This window comes from Superficieibacter electus (assembly GCF_002915575.1).
Classification (GTDB): domain Bacteria; phylum Pseudomonadota; class Gammaproteobacteria; order Enterobacterales; family Enterobacteriaceae; genus Superficieibacter; species Superficieibacter electus.
Genome location: NZ_PQGD01000005.1, coordinates 263,597 through 281,790, shown reverse-complemented (window position 1 = coordinate 281,790; position 18,194 = coordinate 263,597). Strand labels below are relative to the sequence as shown.

General features: G+C 52.0%; 15 protein-coding genes. 4 read left to right on the top strand and 11 right to left on the bottom strand.

What is annotated here, in order from left to right:
• Positions 1-5: 5 nt before the first annotated feature.
• Positions 6-1,265, bottom strand: coding sequence for a YlbE family protein (locus CHU32_RS08110; protein ID WP_103675002.1), 1,260 nt, complete (start codon positions 1,263-1,265; stop codon positions 6-8).
• 9 nt (positions 1,266-1,274) lie between these two features.
• Complete coding sequence (locus CHU32_RS08105) at positions 1,275-2,942, bottom strand: acyl-CoA synthetase FdrA (RefSeq protein WP_103675001.1); 1,668 nt, start codon at positions 2,940-2,942, stop codon at positions 1,275-1,277.
• A 315-nt stretch (positions 2,943-3,257) separates the two neighbouring features.
• On the opposite strand from CHU32_RS08105, the gene allD reads away from it, so the two are divergent.
• The 3 genes from allD to allE are packed head-to-tail and all read left to right on the top strand — an operon-like array spanning position 3,258 to position 6,359.
• A complete protein-coding gene (gene allD / locus CHU32_RS08100) occupies positions 3,258-4,307 on the top strand; it encodes an ureidoglycolate dehydrogenase (protein WP_103675000.1) in 1,050 nt (349 codons plus the stop codon).
• 21 nt (positions 4,308-4,328) lie between these two features.
• Entirely contained in the window at positions 4,329-5,564 is a 1,236-nt protein-coding gene (gene allC, locus CHU32_RS08095) for an allantoate deiminase (RefSeq protein ID WP_103674999.1), read from the top strand.
• A gap of 9 nt (positions 5,565-5,573) precedes the next feature.
• The gene (gene allE, locus CHU32_RS08090; RefSeq protein ID WP_103674998.1) at positions 5,574-6,359 is read left to right on the top strand and encodes a (S)-ureidoglycine aminohydrolase; all 786 of its coding nucleotides are present in this window, start codon (positions 5,574-5,576) and stop codon (positions 6,357-6,359) included.
• A gap of 149 nt (positions 6,360-6,508) precedes the next feature.
• Here the strand turns inward: allE and glxK are convergent, their stop codons facing one another.
• From glxK to allA, 9 genes are all read right to left on the bottom strand, one after another.
• Complete coding sequence (gene glxK / locus CHU32_RS08085) at positions 6,509-7,654, bottom strand: glycerate 3-kinase (RefSeq protein ID WP_103674997.1); 1,146 nt, start codon at positions 7,652-7,654, stop codon at positions 6,509-6,511.
• A 22-nt stretch (positions 7,655-7,676) separates the two neighbouring features.
• Positions 7,677-8,978 carry a uracil/xanthine transporter gene (locus CHU32_RS08080; RefSeq protein ID WP_103675060.1) on the bottom strand — a complete coding sequence of 434 codons (1,302 nt, stop codon included), beginning with the start codon at positions 8,976-8,978 and terminating at the stop codon, positions 7,677-7,679.
• Positions 8,979-9,036: 58 nt separating this feature from the next.
• On the bottom strand, positions 9,037-10,398 hold the full coding sequence (allB, locus tag CHU32_RS08075; protein WP_103674996.1) for an allantoinase AllB: 1,362 nt from the start codon (positions 10,396-10,398) through the stop codon (positions 9,037-9,039).
• A 73-nt stretch (positions 10,399-10,471) separates the two neighbouring features.
• Positions 10,472-11,926 (bottom strand): allantoin transporter, encoded by a 1,455-nt coding sequence (locus CHU32_RS08070; protein WP_103674995.1) that lies wholly within the window; start codon positions 11,924-11,926, stop codon positions 10,472-10,474.
• A 107-nt stretch (positions 11,927-12,033) separates the two neighbouring features.
• Complete coding sequence (gene glxR / locus CHU32_RS08065) at positions 12,034-12,912, bottom strand: 2-hydroxy-3-oxopropionate reductase (protein ID WP_103674994.1); 879 nt, start codon at positions 12,910-12,912, stop codon at positions 12,034-12,036.
• 98 nt (positions 12,913-13,010) lie between these two features.
• Positions 13,011-13,787: a hydroxypyruvate isomerase gene (gene hyi, locus CHU32_RS08060; RefSeq protein WP_103674993.1), complete on the bottom strand. Its 777-nt coding sequence runs from the start codon at positions 13,785-13,787 to the stop codon at positions 13,011-13,013.
• Positions 13,788-13,799: 12 nt separating this feature from the next.
• Positions 13,800-15,581, bottom strand: coding sequence for a glyoxylate carboligase (gcl, locus tag CHU32_RS08055; RefSeq protein ID WP_103674992.1), 1,782 nt, complete (start codon positions 15,579-15,581; stop codon positions 13,800-13,802).
• Between the two features lie 82 nt (positions 15,582-15,663).
• Entirely contained in the window at positions 15,664-16,482 is an 819-nt protein-coding gene (allR, locus tag CHU32_RS08050) for an HTH-type transcriptional repressor AllR (protein ID WP_103674991.1), read from the bottom strand.
• A gap of 89 nt (positions 16,483-16,571) precedes the next feature.
• Positions 16,572-17,054, bottom strand: coding sequence for an ureidoglycolate lyase (gene allA, locus CHU32_RS08045; RefSeq protein WP_103674990.1), 483 nt, complete (start codon positions 17,052-17,054; stop codon positions 16,572-16,574).
• A 213-nt stretch (positions 17,055-17,267) separates the two neighbouring features.
• On the opposite strand from allA, the gene allS reads away from it, so the two are divergent.
• Positions 17,268-18,185, top strand: a complete 918-nt coding sequence (allS, locus tag CHU32_RS08040) for an HTH-type transcriptional activator AllS (protein WP_103674989.1) — start codon at positions 17,268-17,270, stop codon at positions 18,183-18,185.
• Positions 18,186-18,194 lie beyond the last annotated feature (9 nt).

Below are 18,194 nucleotides of genomic sequence, written 5' to 3'. Positions count from 1 at the left end.
CGCCCTTAATTAACGCCCATGGCCTCAGCCAGCGCTTCCAGCGCCTGCTCAAAGCAGGCCAGCGGCGCACGTACTGTGCCTGCACCAATCTGGCCAATACCGGCGTCCTTATGGGCAATACCGGTATTAATCAGCGGTGTGATCCCGGTTTCCACCACCCGACGAATATCCAGCCCCAGGCACGCGCCCTGGAAATCCCAGCCGGGGATTTGCAGTTGCATATTGCGCTCAAGGAAAATTTCCGCCATCTCTTCGCAGACCGATTTTGCAGCTTCCATACCGCCCGCGCCGACGAAGCGGGTTACGCCCGGCGCGGCGATCATGGCTGCGCCACCGATGCCGAATGTCTCAGTAATGGCGCTGTCGCCCATGTCCGGGTTGGCCTGATCCTGAGTGAAACCGGTGAAAAATAACCCCTGCGGTGTATTCACAGGCGCGGTAAACCAGCGCTCGCCCAGGCCGCTTACCCGGATGCCGAACATATTGCCGTTACGGGTCATTGCCGTGACAATACTGCCCGCCCGGATTTGTGCCCCGGCATCCATCGCTGCTTTACAATAGGCCATCGCCAGGTTGAGAAAGAACTGATCGGTCACGCTGAGGAAATCCATCACCTCGGCAATCTGCTCTTTATTGTGCTCAAGTCGCGCGATATGCGGCGCGAGGGCACGCATCAGCAGCGCTGAGGTGGCGATGTTACGCTGATGGAATTCATCGCCCATGGTAATGCCCTGCCCCATCATGGCCGTCAGGTCGATGCCATGTTCCATCTTGTTCAGGGCTGCGCTCAGAACTGGCATTAACACATCACGCATCCAGCGCAAACGCACCTGTACATCCTCACCATAGGCACCAAAGCGCATTACCTTGCCAATACCTTCATTGAGGTTGCAATACGCCCGGTTGCCGTCGGTCGCATTCTCCACCACCAGCATTGGCATGCTTGCAGAGGTAATCCCGCCCATCGGCCCAACCGCATTCACGTGATGACAGGGAACAAACGTGACGTCGCCTCGTTCGAGCATATCCAGCGCGGCATTTTCATTGTCAGCCCAGCCTTCAAACAGGGCAGCGCCAATGCAGGCTCCTTTCATCGGGCCGGTCATGTCCGTCCAGCGCATCGGCGGACCCGCATGCAATAAGGTTTTTCCCTGATTTAACACGCTAATCAGCGAACCTGCGGGCTTTACATCCAGCCAGTGCGGACGCGCACAACGAATTTTTTCAATTACTGCGGCATTAGCTTGCGCCATTGATGTATACATAGGGACCTCTTATTGCAAACGTTCTAATAAACGAGCCAGTTTTTTATTGCCACCCGCGATGGGTGCCCACTGATAATGAATTACCGGCGTTCCGGCAGCCTGAAGATCAAGCGCAAAGCTGCGCAACCCGGCGTTTATCACCGCCACGCCTTCCAGCAATTTGGCAGGTTTGCGAGCAGGCGCACACAGAGGCAAGCGGATGAGTTCAACGGCCAGCAACGTGGCCTCAGGGAGCGAATTGACAACTACAATGCCAGCGTCTTCCAGGGTAGCGATTTGTTGTGAACGACTTTGCGGGTCGCTCTCGGTACCGGTTACGGTCGCGATGGCAACCAGCGGTTGTTCTGCATCACGCCCGGCGCAGGCGCGCTGGAATGCGTCGACCAGTGAAGCCGCAGGATCGGCCGTCGCGCCAAATCCGATCACGACATCCAGCAGCAGTACGCGCACCTGCGGTTTAAAGGCCAAATCGGCGATCAGTTGATTACGCAGCGAGGGGTCAATCATCGGATGCGGACGCCCCACCGTATAAAAATCATCGCCCAAATCCACCACCTGATGACCCGCCCAATCCAGCATCATGCCGTGAGGATGCGCAGCGTCGGTGGTAGCATTCAGATAGTCTGCCAGCAATCCTGCGGCTTCTGCCGCCAGCGTACCGCCGGTATACAGGCCACGGACAACGCCTCCACTAACCTCCGGGAGAGCCTGACGGCGATCTGCCACCCTCGCCAGCAGGCAGGCAAGGCGTGCCGCTTCATCCAGCGTTGTCGCAAACCAGACGTTCTCGTCACGCGACACGGGTGAGCGATAGCCAAGGAACAACGCCACGACAGGCTTACCGCTCGCTTTCATGGCGGTAATAATCCGCTGGCGTACCGCCCCGGCCGGTGGTTTGGAGACAAAGGCCAGCACGCGGCTTTTGTCATCTGCCGTCAGCATCTCCAGTGCCGTCAGCGCGCTAATACCGCCAACTTCCGCACTCAAATCGCGCCCGCCAAGGCCAATTGCATGGGTGATCCCTTCTTCATTAAGGGCAATTTGCGAGGCTAGTTCCTGGATACCGGTACCGGATGCGCCAATAATGCCGATGCAGCCTTCCGGCATGACATTCGCGAAGGCCAGCGGGGTTCCGGCAATCATCGCCGTGCCGCAGTCGGGTCCCATCACCAGCAGCCCCTTATCGCGTGCCCGGTTTTTAAGCTCTATTTCATCGTCAAGCGAGACGTTATCAGAGAAGATCATGACATTTTTGTCATGATCAAGCGCCTGATGCGCCAGCTCTGCAGCATACTCACCGGCGACTGAAATCAGCGTAACATTAGCCGTACTGAGCTTCTGGCAGGCACTTTCCCAGCGTCTGACCTGCTGAAGTGACTGTTCACCGCCCGTCCCCTGTGCCAGCGTTTTCAGCGCATCCTCCAGTTGCTGAAGAATGGTCTGCATAATCATTGTGTCGTCACTATCCGTTCGGACCGCAATACAAATATCGTTTGGTGTGGCAGAGGCAAAATCCGCGTGCCAGAAACCGGTGGTATCCAGCAGAGATTTATTCGCTGGCGTTCCCATCATTACCGATACATCATCAACGTTTTCCGATTCACTGAGTTTACGTGAAATAATCATTAAACTGACTGAATCCTGAAAACACCCTTTTTTTATAAAGGCATGGATCATAACGACTCCCCAATAATTGCACTCATTGCAATTGAACGAGCATTGTTAATGTGCATTCACGGTATACAGCTCAAAAAAGTAAGAAAGTGATTAACATCACACTCATTTTATTGGCAAAAGGATTTGAATAGTCATCTGACAATTGATGATTGTTTTTTAAAAATAGTGATTAGTTTAAATTCTCTACAAAACCTAAAACGATTATTAAATTAATTCTAACTATATTTATTTGCCTGTCTGGATCACATATTTAGTTTATTTTCCCGGTATGTTTACCGCAGTCATGCTCTACACCGTCGTAAAAAAGGAAGACAGATGAAAGTCAGTCGGGAAACACTCCATCAGCTTATTGAAAATAAGTTGAGCAAAGCAGGACTCAAACGTGAGCACGCCGCTACGGTGGCGGATGTACTGGTTTATGCTGATGCACGAGGTATTCACTCTCATGGCGCGGTACGCGTGGAATACTATGCGGAACGCATCTCGAAGGGGGGAACAAACTGTAATCCCACATTCCGTTTTGAACAATCCGGGCCCTGTACCGGCACGCTGCATGCCGATAACGCGGCTGGTCAGGTTGCCGCAAAAATGGGGATGGAGCACGCCATCACGATGGCACAGGAAAATGGCGTGGCGGTTGTGGGTATCAGCCGGATGGGTCACAGTGGTGCCATTTCTTACTTCACACAAATGGCGGCTAAAGCGGGCTTCATTGGCCTCTCTTTTTGCCAGTCAGATCCGATGGTTGTGCCGTTTGGCGGCGCGGAAATCTACTATGGTACCAACCCACTCGCCTTTTGTGCGCCGGCTGAAAATGGCGAGATCCTGACCTTCGATATGGCGACCACGGTTCAGGCGTGGGGCAAAGTACTTGATGCTCGTTCACGTAATGAGAGCATTCCGGAGAGCTGGGCGGTGGATATCCATGGTCATCCCACAACAGATCCTTTTGCCGTACATGCGCTGCTGCCAGCTGCTGGCCCGAAAGGGTATGGCCTGATGATGATGATCGATGTGCTTTCCGGCATTCTGCTTGGCTTGCCTTTTGGCCGCCAGGTCAGCTCAATGTATGATGACTTAAGCACTGGCCGTAATTTAGGTCAGCTTCACGTAGTCATTAATCCGGAATTCTTTGGCTCTGGCGCATTATTCCGTCAGCATTTACGCCAGACCATGCAGGAATTAAATGACATCAGCCCGGCCCCTGGCTTTAAGCAGGTATATTATCCTGGGCAAAATCTGGACATTAATGAAAAGCAATCTGATATAGAAGGTATCGAGGTTGTTAATAGTATTTATGACTATCTGGTTTCCGACGCGCTGTATCTGCGCTCTTATGAAACCGGAGATCCGTTTGCACAATAATGGCTGAAACAGGAATGCTACATGTTGAATCATTTTCGAAAAGCTATCGGAGAAACGTTGCCCTGGCTTTCATCAATGGGAGCCGATCCAACGGGAGGAATGACCCGGTTACTTTATTCCCCCGAATGGCTGGAAACCCAGCAGCAATTTAAAAAGCGGATGACTGAAAGTGGCTTTGAAACGCGCTTTGATGAAGTGGGAAATTTATATGGTCGACTGACCGGAACACAATTTCCCGATGAGGTCATTTTAAGCGGCTCGCACATTGATACTGTGGTCAACGGCGGCAATCTGGACGGTCAATTTGGCGCACTCGCCGCCTGGCTGGCGATGCGCTGGTTAAAAGAGACGTACGGTGCGCCACTACGCACGGTAGAAGCGGTGGCGATGGCGGAAGAAGAAGGCAGCCGTTTCCCGTATGTGTTCTGGGGTAGCAAGAATATTTTTGGCCTCGCCAGTCCGGCGGACGTGAAAAATATCAGCGATGCTCACGGCATTAACTTTGTGACGGCAATGAACGAGTGCGGTTTTACGCTCCCCGCCGCGCCGCTGACCCCGCGTCAGGATATTAAAGCCTTTGTTGAATTACATATTGAACAGGGCTGCGTGCTGGAAACTAACGGACAGGCGGTTGGCGTGGTGAATGCCATTGTCGGTCAGCGCCGCTATACCATTACGCTGAATGGCGAATCGAACCACGCGGGCACCACGCCGATGCGCTACCGCCGCGATACCGTTCACGCTTTTAGCCGTATCTGCTGCGAATCCATCGCCAAAGCTAACGCACACGGCGATCCGCTGGTGCTGACCTTTGGCAAAGTAGAGCCGCAGCCGAATACGGTTAATGTCGTGCCGGGCAAAACGGTCTTTACGATTGATTGTCGCCATACCGACCAGCAGGCATTGCACGCCTTTACCGGGGAACTGGAAGCGGACATGCGCGCCATCTGTGCAGAGATGAATATCGGTATTGATATCGATTTGTGGATGGATGAAGCGCCGGTGCCAATGGATGCGACGCTGGTAGCGCAACTTACCGCCCTGTGTGAAAAAGAGCGGCTGAATTATCGCCTGATGCACAGCGGTGCTGGCCACGATGCGCAGATTTTCGCACCACGCGTGCCGACCTGCATGATTTTTATGCCCAGCATAAAAGGAATAAGCCACAACCCGGCAGAAAGCACTTCTCTCGACGATTTGGCTGAAGGCGTTAAAACGCTGGCGCTCATGCTGTATCAACTGGCCTGGAAAAATTAAGGATCACTCATGGGATATCTGAATAACGTTACGGGTTATCGTAACGATCTACTGGCAAATCGTGCCATTGTTAAACATGGTAACTATGCGCTACTTACGCCTGACGGGCTGGTGAAAAATAGTATTCCCGGCTTTGAAAATTGTGATGCGACCATTCTGTCAACGCCAAAACTGGGAGCCACCTTCGTTGATTATCTGGTCACTCTGCATCAGGGCGGAGGTAATCAGGCGGGATTTGGCGGCGAAGGCATTGAAACCTTTTTCTATGTCATCTCCGGAAAAGTCACTGCCCAGGCCGACGGCAAAACTTTTGCCTTGACCGAAGGCGGTTATCTGTATTGCCCGCCGGGCGTTATCATGACGTTTACTAACGCTCAGAGCGCCGACAGCCAGATTTTCCTGTACAAACGCCGTTATATTCCGGTGGCAGGACATGCACCTTACCTGGTGAGCGGAAATACCAGCCAGCTGGAGCAGATTCATTACGAAGGTATGGAAGACGTGATCCTGATGGACTTCCTGCCAAAAGATCTGGGCTTTGATATGAACATGCATATTCTGTCATTTGCGCCTGGGGCCAGCCATGGCTATATCGAAACCCACGTTCAGGAGCATGGCGCTTATATTCTTTCCGGCCAGGGCGTTTATAATCTGGATAATAACTGGGTGCCAGTGCAAAAAGGCGATTATATCTTTATGGGTGCCTACTCTTTACAGGCTGGATATGGCGTTGGGCGCGGTGAAGCGTTCAGCTATATCTACTCAAAAGATTGCAACCGCGACGTTGAAATTTAATACCCCACAGTTTTGCGAGTAAAAGGTTTAGTTTAGCTATGTTGGATTTTGCCACGGTGAATACCGTGGCTTTTTTTTATCCGGGATATAACAGCGGTAAAAAAGCGGCTTTCCTTGTAAAGTACTCGCCGCAAACAGGAGATGATTAATTATGCCTGAAGGATATGGCCCATCTTCACCGCAACAGCAATATTACGGGCGCACTGTTTAAGATTGGTCTCTCCACTAGCCAGTACCTCAGACAACGGAGCCAGTCGCGGGAGAATACTGAACACCGCGTCAATACCATGCTGATGGATCACTTCCACGCCATCGCCCAACACGCCCGCAATTCCAATTACCGGAATATGATAGCGTTTAGCCACCTGGGCAACGCCGACGGGCGCTTTGCCCCCCGCCGTTTGTGAATCGATTCGCCCTTCGCCGGTGATCACCAACGTGGCGTCACGCACTGCTCCATCAAGGTTAACGGCATTCAGGACGATCTCAATACCCGGTTTTAAGACTGCATTGAGAAACACACCGGCCGCCACGCCCATGCCACCTGCGGCCCCGCCACCGGGGATCTGCGAAACATCACGCCCGGTCAGTTGCTGCACAACCCCGGCAAAATTGACCAGTCCGCGCTCCAGTGTATCAACCATCGCGGGCGTCGCCCCTTTTTGCGGGCCAAACACCGTCGCCGCACCGCGGGGGCCAATCAGTGGATTATCTACATCGCAGGCGACTTCAATCAGGCATTCATCAAGACGTGGATCGCGATCGCTCATTTCAATACTGGCCATCCGGATCAGCTCGCCACCACCCGCAGTCAGTTCGCATTTATGGGCATCGAGAAAACGAATGCCCAGCGCCTGCGCCATGCCGATCCCGCCATCAACGGTCGCGCTGCCGCCAATACCGAGAATAATGTGGCGGATGCCTGCATCCAGCGCATGGCGGATCAGCTCCCCGGTGCCGTAACTGGTTGCCAATAACGGGTTGCGGGCTTCAGGTGCCACCAGCATCAGTCCGCTGGCCGCCGCCATTTCAATGACGGCGGTTTTCCCATCTCCCGTCAGACCGTAAAATCCGTTGATCGGGTGCCCCATTGGGCCGGTCACTGGCAGAGTAATAAGGCGACCTCCCGTTGCCGCGACCATGGCGTCTACCGTTCCTTCCCCGCCGTCGGCAATGGGTAAGCAACAATATTCCGCATCGGGGAAAACCTCAGAAAAACCGTCTTTAATTGCCAGCGCACACTTCTGCGCGCTTAAACTTTCTTTAAATGAATCTGGCGCAATGACTATTTTCATTTTGCATCCTTTTAACATGAAATCAGGGGAGCCGCTGCCACGGAATAAGATTTTCCATCGCGACCGCCAGTAAAATGCCCACCAGCAGCCCATTGCTCAGTAATGGGCGTAGCGTCAGAGGTAAATCCTGTAAATAGACGGGGGAGAGCCCCATCAGAAATATTCCGCTAAATAGCGGTAGTGCCAGCCGGTAAATATTCCGGCTGGTCAAGGAAATCTGCTGGCTAAACGACAGGCTTGAAAAAAGTAACGGTAAATAAGATACCAGCATGACGGCGCTGCTAACCGGCAGCGGTAGCGTACAAAAAAGTTGGGTTAAGGGGGCAATAATACCGACCAACAGACAACATACGCTGCCCAGCACAAACGCGCGTCGTGAGCTGTCGCCAGTTTGAGTAATCAACCCAATGGAGGAAACAAACGGTGAAAATGGCACAACGCTGAGCGGCACCGTTATCAGGGTAATTAGCCCCGACATAATAAAACTCCCCCGCCATGTCTGACGCGTGGCGGGTGCCGCTGAATAAAAACATTCCGTGCCGCGAATCGCGCCGTAGGTATTGGAAATATTGACCAGCCCGGCCAGAACCGCTGTCAGAATAATGCCTGGACGCAACGCCCCGCCGCTTCCCAGCGGAAACCACTGCCAGTGAACCTCACCGGTCAGCGAGAGCGGAATCGGAAAGCAAAGGCGGTATAACGCCCAGCCGACCAGGGTTCCTATCAGTAGCGCATAGCGGCTTGTTCTGGCGGGTAAAAAAACGATCATCGCAATGACCAGCAGTGCCACCGCCGCTGCCAGCGCAAAGTGTGACATCTGCACGGTCACGCTGCCACTGACCACACCAAACGGCAGGCCCAGCATGCCTTTAAAAAAGATGGTTGTTAGCTGTGCCCCCAGCAATAGCATAAACACCACCATGACCGCCGGACTGAACAGGCGCGCCAGCCGCCCACCCAGGCCGCTGATGCCAATGGCAATGGTGATGATGGCCGACAGCGCAATTCCTGCCGCCAGGCTTGACGCGATACTGGCAATCGGTGTTCCTCGCGCCGCTTCTGCCAGAGTGACCGTCAGGATAGTCCCCCACCATAAACCGGTAGGCCCCTCCATAATGGCGCGCCTGTGGCCGAAAAAAGCCTGTGCCAGACAGGCAACGCCGGTGGTAATAAATGCATATTGAGTCAGGGTAAAAAGCGCATCAGCGGGTAATTGAAAAGCAGAAACTAACGTGGGTGGAACCACAACGGTGTTGCAGAAGATAAAGAAAAACCATTGAAAACCTGAAAATACGCCCTCACGGCTACCAGAAGAGGCGAGCATAAACATCCCCAGTAATAAATAATGCCCGTCCATAAGACGGGCATTGATTCACAGTAACTTACTGTTTGTTCTTAAGAATGAACTGGCCTTTCGGTGCAGCCGCAAAGCCTTGTTCGATGTCATAAATCACATCGCCGCGCAGGATGGTTTTAGCAATCCGCGCACCAATGGTACGGCCAACGTACGGGCTGACTTTGTGACGATATTCAAGATCTTCATTTTTCAGCACATAGCTGCTGTTTGGCTGAATGAAGACAAAGTCAGCATCTTTCCCTGGGGCGATGCGGCCTTTGTTTTCCAGGCCAAAAATATCGGCAGCGTTGGTGGCCATCAGTTTGGCAAACATCGGCAGTGACATGCCACGCTTCTGTACCGCTTCATCAAACATCACGTCCATGCAGCTCTGCAAACCGGCAATACCGCCCCACGCCTGCATGATGTTGCCTGCTTTCATATCCGGTGGGCACGGAGAGTGGTCGGAGACCAGGCAGTCGATTTCACCGTTAAACAGTTTTTCCCACAGACCTTTCTGGTTTTCCAGATCGCGGATCGGCGGTGAACATTTTGCCAGGGTACCAATCGCTTCGAACTGATCGGTATCCAGAACAAAATAGTGCGGGCAGGATTCGCAGGTTACGTCCTGGCCTTCCTGACGTGCACGAGTGACTTCCGCCACACCTTCCGGGCTGCTGACGTGGCAAACGTGCAGGCGGCAACCCGCGACTTTTGCCAGGTAGAGTACGCGACGGATGGCTTCCACTTCGGTGAATACCGGACGTGACGCCACATAATCGTGCGCGGTAACGCGACCTTCACGTTTGGCTTCCTCGCCCAGTTCGTCACAGATCAGCGCGTTTTCACAGTGCACCAGTACCGGCTGGCCCAGCTCAGCCAGTTTTTGTGCACCTTTGAAGAACTGCCAGTCGTTAACATCACGGAAATCGTTATCAATACCGCGATCGCCACAGGTGGCGACAAAACATTTGAAACCGACAACGCCGACCTCATCCAGCTCGTGCAGGCGATCGAGGTTATAAGACACCAGGCCGCCCAACTGCGCTGCATCAATGGTCAGTTTGCCCTTTGCCGCATCAAATTTAAGCTCAATGCTGGCGCGGTCAACCGTTGCCGGAAGCTGGTTGAGCGGCATTTCGATCATGGTGGTGATGCCGCCTTTTGCCGCTGCGCGAGTTCCGGTTTCATACCCTTCCCAGTGAGAACGACCTGGTTCGGAGATATGCGTATGCGCATCGACCATTCCCGGAGAAACGATCAGGCCAGACGCATCCATAACCTTCTTCGCATCGCCAAGATTCGCGCCAATAGCAGCGATTTTTCCACCCTGAACGGCGATATCGACCACCCGGGCTTCATTTTCTAAAATAACCGTGCCGTTTTTAATAATCAGATCAAAAGACATAATAAATACTCCATGTATAGATACAGTTTTTGACTACGGGTCGTCCGTGAATTAAAAAATCCCTGGTAAGACGTTAAATTGCATTGTTTTGCGGATGATTATTTACCGCAACGTTACGCTTTTTCAGCAGAGCGTAAGCCGCGAAAGCGAAAATAACACCAACAAACCATGACACTCTGGATAATGGCTCCATCACCGGGATGAATTTCCCGCCGAGTGAAAGCACAACGGCGACCAGCGTGACTGAAAATGCGGTCAAATTAAAGCCGTTATCGTAATATTTAAAATCACCTGCTGCGGTATACAGTTCATCAAGGTTAATTTGACTGCGCATGACCACAAAGTAATGCGCCATCATTACCCCAATAACCGGACCTAACATACCACCGATAATATCAAGGAATAAATAAATACTATCCTGGTTTTCCATGAGTTTCCATGGACAAATAATCAGACTAATAATACTGGCAATTAATACACCATTTTTATAAGTTAATTTCGTTGGCGCAATAGCGGCAATTTGATAACCCGCAGGAATAATATTACCGGTTGCGTTAGTGGAAATGGTTGTCATCAAAATCACCAGTACGGCGAAGAATGAGGCGAAAAGGCTATCCCATTTCTGGACAATATCCAGCACGTTCCAGGTATCCATACCATAATGGATACTGGCCCCGGCGATAATGCAGACCCCGGCGATGGCAAACAGAACATACGCTACGACCAGACCCAGCGTTTGCCCCCATGCCTGCTCGCGGAAAGATCGTGCGTTCTGCGTGAAATCGGAGGCGCTTACCGCTGGTGCCGCCCAGACGGCAACTACCGCATTAATGACCACCAGAAACAGAAAACCACTGTTCTCAGACTTCTGCACGCCGGAAGGCAGATAGTCCAGGATAGGACCAATACCGACCAATGAGATTGCCCAGATAGCCATGCCACCAAAGACGATATAGATGCACGGATTCAGCACTGCGGTAAATTTATTCAGTACCTTGCCGCCACCAAAACCAATCCCGACATTGATGAGCCAGAAGATCAGAAAGGCAATGAGTCCCGGTAACGATAATCCCAGCAGATTAAAATCACCACCTAACGTCAAAAATGCAGGCCAAATTTTTCCTAATAATATCAGGAAAGCTAACGACCCCGCATAGCATTGCAAGCCAAACCACATAATGGCCGCAATACCACCGCGCAATAACCCCGGAAATAAAGCGCCACGGACACCATAGGAAGCTCGCAGGATCATGGCGAAAGGGACACCATATTTACTGCCAGCAGCACCATTCATTACCATTACGAATGCAATAAAAAATGCACTCAGAATGATTGCCAGCATAATACTAAATGTTGACAGGCCGAGAATAAAAAAGCCACCTACCATAACGTAGTTAGGTACGTTATGTACCGATCCCATCCATAACGTAAAATAGTTAAATGTTTTCCAGGTTCGTTGTTCCTCTATCTTGGGTAGTAAATCTTCACTGTAACCGCGTTGTTTATAAAGTGTTCTCTGGTGTTCCATAATTCCCTCTTTTCACGTATCGAAATAACGCTTTATAGGTTCAGCTATGAGGAACAAAAAATAATTCTTATGTAAATTCCCGCCGTCATATTGCGGCGGGTTTTATATTAACTAATTTTATGATTTGCCATTAATTCCAGCGCCTGAATGAGCGAGGAATGATCAAGTTGGCTACCGCCATTGGCTGCACATGAATTAAATAACTCCTGGCAGGTCGCAGTATTAGGCAGACTTAACGATAACGCTTTGGCACTTTGTAATGCCAGATTCAGATCCTTTTGATGAAGGGCAATCTTAAAGCCCGGATTGAACGTGCGTTTGATCATGCGTTCACCGTGAACTTCCAGAATACGCGATGAAGCAAAACCGCCCATCAGCGCCTGACGTACACGTGCTGGATCGGCACCGGCTTTTGAAGCAAATACCAGCGCTTCTGAGACGGCTTCAATATTCAGGGCAACGATAATTTGGTTCGCCACTTTACACGTCTGGCCGTCACCGTTACCGCCCACCAGAGTAATATTTTTGCCCATCAGTTCGAATAGCGGTTTAACGCGGTCAAATACAACCTGCTCGCCGCCAACCATAATCGACAAAGTGCCTTCACGCGCGCCAATCTCGCCACCTGACACCGGCGCATCCAGATAGTCGCCACCCAGTTCATTCACCTGACGTGCGAAACGTTTGGTTTCAATCGGGGAAATGGAACTCATATCAACAATGGTTTTGCCTTTCAGCGCCGCTTTAGCACAGCCGTTGTCGCCAAACAGCACTTCCTCTACCTGCGGAGTATCAGGGACCATAATAAAGATAATATCTGAATTTTCAGTGACCTGACGCGCACTCTCAGCATTCACTGCGCCCAGGGTCAATAACTCCTGTGCCACCGGACCGATAGTCGTAACGTGCAGTGAATGACCTGCTTTTGCCAGGTTGATGGCCATCGGTGTGCCCATAATACCCAGACCAATAAATCCCAGTTTCATAACAATCCTCTTTCTGGAAACGTGCTTTTCCCGAATTCAGGCAACAGCTATCCCTTCCGTTAAAACGAAGAAATAAATGCTGCCTGAACAGTTACTAATTAAAGGTAACGATTAATCCATTTTATTCCGTCTTCAGTGGTGGTCAGGGGTTTATATTCACATCCCACCCAGCCATCGTATTCTGACGTTTTAATGGCATTAAACAGATACTCGTAATTAATCTCACCGGTACCCGGTTCACCCCGACGCGGATTATCCGCGATTTGCAGGTGGCCTATTTTATCGGCATGAGATTGCATGGTTTGGGCTAATTCACCCTCCATACGCTGCATATGATAAATATCATACTGGATCTTGATATTGTCAGAGCCAATGTCTTCAATCAGTGCCAGCGCCTGATGCGTCCCGGTGAGGTGGAAACCGGGCATATCAAAGTGATTAATTGGCTCAATCAGCAGCAGAATATTTTCTCGCGCCAGCATGGTTGCGGCATAGCGCAGGTTCTCCACCAGGGTAGCGTGGATTTTTTCAGCACTGTAACCCGCAGGCGTTTTACCGACCAGGCAGTTAATTTTGCGATTGCCCAACGCACGCGCATAGCGCAGCGCAGCATCAACCCCTTCGCGAAATTCTTCTTCACGACCGGGAAGACAGGCAATGCCTCTCTCCCCTGCAGCCCAGTCACCGGCGGGTAAATTGTGCAGCGTATGTTCGAGATTATTGCTCGCCAGTTTATTTTTTAAAACGTCGATGTCGTAATCATACGGAAACATAAATTCCACGCCGCGGAAACCGCAGGCCGCCGCTTTATCAAAGCGCTCAAGGAAATCATATTCTGTAAACAGCATCGAAAGGTTGGCAGAAAAACGTAGCATCATTCGCCTCACTTACTCATATTGCATAAAACAGGTTTCAGTCGGTGCGTCGGCAGCGTTATCAGCAATTTCTTCAAACTCCGCCACGTTATCCAGTTCGCTGCCCATCGAAATATTGGTCACACGTTCAAGGATAACTTCCACCACTACCGGCACGCGGTACTGCGCCATCAACGCTTTTGCCTGCTCGAATGCCGGGGCAATGTCTTCAGGTTTAAAGACGCGAATCGCTTTACAGCCCAGACCTTCCGCGACTTTAACGTGATCGACGCCGTAGCCGTTTACTTCGCTGGAGTTGATGTTTTCAAAGGCCAGCTGGACGCAGTAGTCCATATCAAACGCGCGCTGTGACTGACGGATCAGGCCCAGGTAGGCGTTGTTAACCAGCACGTGGATATATGGAATATTGAATTGTGCGCCCACTGCCAGTTCTTCAATCAGGAACTGGAAGTCAAAGTCCCCGGAAATGGCAACCACTTCACGTTCAGGATCGGCAACACACACGCCGAGCGCGGCAGGAATCGTCCAGCCCAGCGGGCCGGCCTGACCACAGTTGATCCAGTGGCGATCTTTAAAGACATGCAGCATTTGCGCAGCGGCGATTTGTGACAGGCCGATGGTAGTGACGTAGCACACATCGCGGCTGAACGCCTTGTTCATTTCTTCATATACGCGCTGCGGTTTCACCGGTACGTTATCGAAATGGGTTTTACGCAGTAGCGTGCGCTTACGCTGCTGGCAGTCGGCAACCCACGCCTTGCGGCACGGCAGACGCCCGGCTTTCTTCATCTCTTCTGCCACTTCCAGCAGCAGCGTCAGCGCTGCTTTCGCGTCAGATACGATGCCCAGATCCGGGCACAGTACGCGACCGATCTGCGTAGGCTCAATATCGATATGTACGATTTTGCGCCCTTCGGTATATTTTTCGACCGAACCGGTATGACGGTTGGCAAAACGGTTACCAATACCGAATACCATGTCAGACGCCAGCAGCGTGGCGTTACCGTAACGATGCGCCGTTTGCAGGCCAACCATGCCCGCCATCAGTTCATGATCGTCCGGAATGCAGCCCCAGCCCATCAGCGTCGGGATCACCGGTACGCCGGTCAGCTCGGCAAAACGTTGCAACAGATCTGCCGCATCAGCGTTAATCACACCACCGCCCGCGACAATCACCGGACGTTCAGCGGCGATCAGCATGTCCAGCGCACGCTCAACCTGCGCACGGGTTGCCGCCGGTTTGTAGACCGGTAACGGCTCATACATATCCGGATCGAACTCGATTTCAGCAACCTGTACGTCAAACGGCAGGTCAACCAGCACCGGGCCTGGACGGCCGGAGCGCATCAGGTGAAAAGCCTGTTGCAGCACGCGCGGCACCAGTGCCGCCTCGCGCACGGTGACGGCCATTTTGCTGACGGGTTTGGCGATGGCTTCAATATCAACCGCCTGGAAATCTTCTTTATGCAGACGGGCACGCGGTGCCTGGCCGGTGATGCAGAGAATAGGAATGGAATCCGCAGAGGCAGAGTACAGTGCCGTGATCATATCCGTACCTGCCGGGCCAGAGGTGCCCAGACAAACGCCGATATTTCCGGCAGTTGCACGGGTATACCCTTCCGCCATATGAGATGCGCCTTCAACATGACGCGCCAGCACATGACGAATCCCACCGTGTTTACGCATTGCGGAATAGAAAGGGTTAATCGCCGCGCCCGGTACGCCAAACGCGGTGTTCACGCCCTCTTTTTCCAGAACATACATTGCCGCATCCACGGCTCTCATTTTTGCCATTTTCTCCTACCTCATTTTCTTGGAAAAACTTTCCAACTTAAATTTACGCCAAAAAAGCCCCGCTCCTGCGAGCGGGTTCGGCTTACATCCGGGGCGCTTTTAGCCCTAATGCTTTGCTGATATCTCGCGCGGTGTCCCGTACCAGCTCTCCCTGACTCAGGAACCGCTCCGGCGTTAGCCTTGAGGACGGTCCGGAAATGGAGATGGCGGCAACCACTGTACCCACATCATCAAAAATGGCTGAAGCAATACAGTTAAGCCCGACAACATGCTCTTCCTGATCGATGATGTAGCCTTGCTCCATTGCCTCTTCCAGCGCCTTTTGCAGAACAGGTAAATCCACCATCGTCGTGGGCGTAAAACGCTGTAAGCCGGTCTTTAAAATCGTATCAAGCAGTTCCTGCTCAGATAACGGGTAGAGTAAAGCTTTTCCTGCGCCGGACGCGTGTAAGGGTAATCGGCTGCCCAAAGGCGCGCACATTCTGACCATGGATTTACACTCCTGCTGCCCGATCAGTACCGCTTCGTTACCGTTGCGGATAGCGACATTGACCGTTTCCCCGGACATCAGCATCAGCCGCCGCATAAAGGGTCCGGCCACCGATAACACATCACGGTTATGGATGTACGCCGCCCCCACATTAAAGACGCCAAGCCCAATATGCCACCAGCCTAACTGGTTGTCCTGGGAGACAAAATCCGCGCTCTCCAGCACTTTCAGCAAACGAAACGTGGTGGACAAAGGAAGATCCAGATTAAGAGAGATATCGCTCACTGAAGAGCTGCCTCCGCTCTTCTCCAGATATTGTAAAATCGCAATCCCTCTCTCCAGCGCCTGCGCGCCCTTTTGCGCCACAGGCTCCGCCTGACCTGGCCTTCCCCGCCTTCTGACTTCTGTCATTCCTGTCTAAACTCCGGCTCACACTCTGAGCATAGCGATGAAAAATGCCCTCATCTTAAGCAAGAAGTCCAGAAGCGTCACGCGTTACCTCATGCAAAGCACAGTTCGTGTGCGGCAATATTCAGTACATCACAGTTATCGCTACCGCCACGATCGACGGTCAAAAAGTTGGTAATCGTCTGCCAGGCAAAAAGCGGATGATGCCAGACGTTACGGTGATAATTGACGCCCTGCTGGCCGTCGGTAATAAACGCGCGTAAGGTGCTCAGATCTGGTGCATCGTTGCCCAGCGCGACTACCACAACAAACTTTTCGCCGTTCATCGGAATAAACGCCTGGGTACCCAGCGGATGACGCTCCAGTTCAGTAACCACAATCGGCAATGCGGCTGGCTGGGCCCTGTTAATGCTGATCAGAGTGCGGTCCTGTTCCAGGATTTCAACTTTCGCCAGATCGTGATACCGCTCAACTTTTCCGCCATTGATGTGAAAAAAATCGCGATCCCGGGTCGTAATAACATCGCCATACGCCTGGAACGCGTGCTGACTCAGCGGGAGTACCTGAAGTTTCATCATAGTTTCCTTATAACCAAAATCCTTTCACCCTGCCTGAAGGCATTAACGGCTTATCTGCCATGCAATCTAAAACCTTCTGGCGTCGACATCAACCATAAAGTTGGAATATTTTTCCAAAACAAGATTTAGTCCACATTTTCTATCTGCCATTTATGCAAAAATGCTTATAAATCATAGACAAATACATTTCAGCAACCGGAGCCATTTCACATGCTCGATCAAGAAACGCTGCGCACCTTTATCGGTGTGGCAGAAACGGGAAGTTTCTCAAAAGCCGCTGAAAGGTTATGCAAAACCACGGCCACAATCAGTTACCGGATTAAATTGCTGGAGGAGGATATGGGTGCGGCCCTGTTTACCCGCACCACACGCAGCGTGACGCTGACGCCAGCTGGAATGCATCTGCTCACGCAGGCGCGGGAGTGGCTGGCCTGGCTGGAAAGCGTACCGGGTGAACTTCAACAAGTGAATGATGGCGTCGAACGCCAGGTAAATATTGTGGTTAATAACCTGCTCTATGATGCCAGTGCCATTGCCCAACTGTTGGCCTGGCTGACGCAGCGTTATCGCTTCACCCAGTTTCATTTTTCGCGGCAAATTTATATGGGCGTCTGGGATACGCTTTTGCACGATGGATTTTCGCTGGCCATTGGCGTGACGGGTACCGAGCCGCTGTCAGAAACCATCGCGCTGGAGCCTTTAGGTGACGTTGAGTGGCTTTTCGTGATGGCACCGGATCATCCTCTTCATCAACCCGGGGCGATATTGACTGAAGCACAACTGAGGCGCTATCCCGCAGTCAACGTTGAAGATACTGCCAGAACCTTAACCAAGCGCGTTGCCTGGCGGCTGCCGGGACAAAAAGAGATTATTGTGCCGGACATTGAAACAAAGATTGCCGCGCATATTGCGGGTGTCGGCATCGGCTTTTTGCCCCGTTCGCTCTGCCAGCCGCTGATCGACAGGCGGGCACTGGTGAGTTTAACCATTCCCTCTATGCGTCCCCCCTCCCCGCTCAGCCTTGCGTGGCATAAGCACCATTCCGGTAAAGCGGTCACCGACATCGTCAGGCTATTTCAGCAGCGCCAGCCGGAAATCAGCGGCTTTCTCACTACGCTGGATTGCTAATAAAAATCA

Bases quoted from the DNA above. Each gene is read 5' to 3' on its own strand.
- CHU32_RS08110 (WP_103675002.1), bottom strand. From the start codon at position 1,265: ATGTATACATCAATGGCGCAAGCTAATGCCGCAGTAATTGAAAAAATT.
- CHU32_RS08105 (WP_103675001.1), bottom strand. From the start codon at position 2,942: ATGATCCATGCCTTTATAAAAAAAGGGTGTTTTCAGGATTCAGTCAGT.
- allD (WP_103675000.1), top strand. From the start codon at position 3,258: ATGAAAGTCAGTCGGGAAACACTCCATCAGCTTATTGAAAATAAGTTG.
- allC (WP_103674999.1), top strand. From the start codon at position 4,329: ATGTTGAATCATTTTCGAAAAGCTATCGGAGAAACGTTGCCCTGGCTT.
- allE (WP_103674998.1), top strand. From the start codon at position 5,574: ATGGGATATCTGAATAACGTTACGGGTTATCGTAACGATCTACTGGCA.
- glxK (WP_103674997.1), bottom strand. From the start codon at position 7,654: ATGAAAATAGTCATTGCGCCAGATTCATTTAAAGAAAGTTTAAGCGCG.
- CHU32_RS08080 (WP_103675060.1), bottom strand. From the start codon at position 8,978: ATGCTCGCCTCTTCTGGTAGCCGTGAGGGCGTATTTTCAGGTTTTCAA.
- allB (WP_103674996.1), bottom strand. From the start codon at position 10,398: ATGTCTTTTGATCTGATTATTAAAAACGGCACGGTTATTTTAGAAAAT.
- CHU32_RS08070 (WP_103674995.1), bottom strand. From the start codon at position 11,926: ATGGAACACCAGAGAACACTTTATAAACAACGCGGTTACAGTGAAGAT.
- glxR (WP_103674994.1), bottom strand. From the start codon at position 12,912: ATGAAACTGGGATTTATTGGTCTGGGTATTATGGGCACACCGATGGCC.
- hyi (WP_103674993.1), bottom strand. From the start codon at position 13,787: ATGCTACGTTTTTCTGCCAACCTTTCGATGCTGTTTACAGAATATGAT.
- gcl (WP_103674992.1), bottom strand. From the start codon at position 15,581: ATGGCAAAAATGAGAGCCGTGGATGCGGCAATGTATGTTCTGGAAAAA.
- allR (WP_103674991.1), bottom strand. From the start codon at position 16,482: ATGACAGAAGTCAGAAGGCGGGGAAGGCCAGGTCAGGCGGAGCCTGTG.
- allA (WP_103674990.1), bottom strand. From the start codon at position 17,054: ATGAAACTTCAGGTACTCCCGCTGAGTCAGCACGCGTTCCAGGCGTAT.
- allS (WP_103674989.1), top strand. From the start codon at position 17,268: ATGCTCGATCAAGAAACGCTGCGCACCTTTATCGGTGTGGCAGAAACG.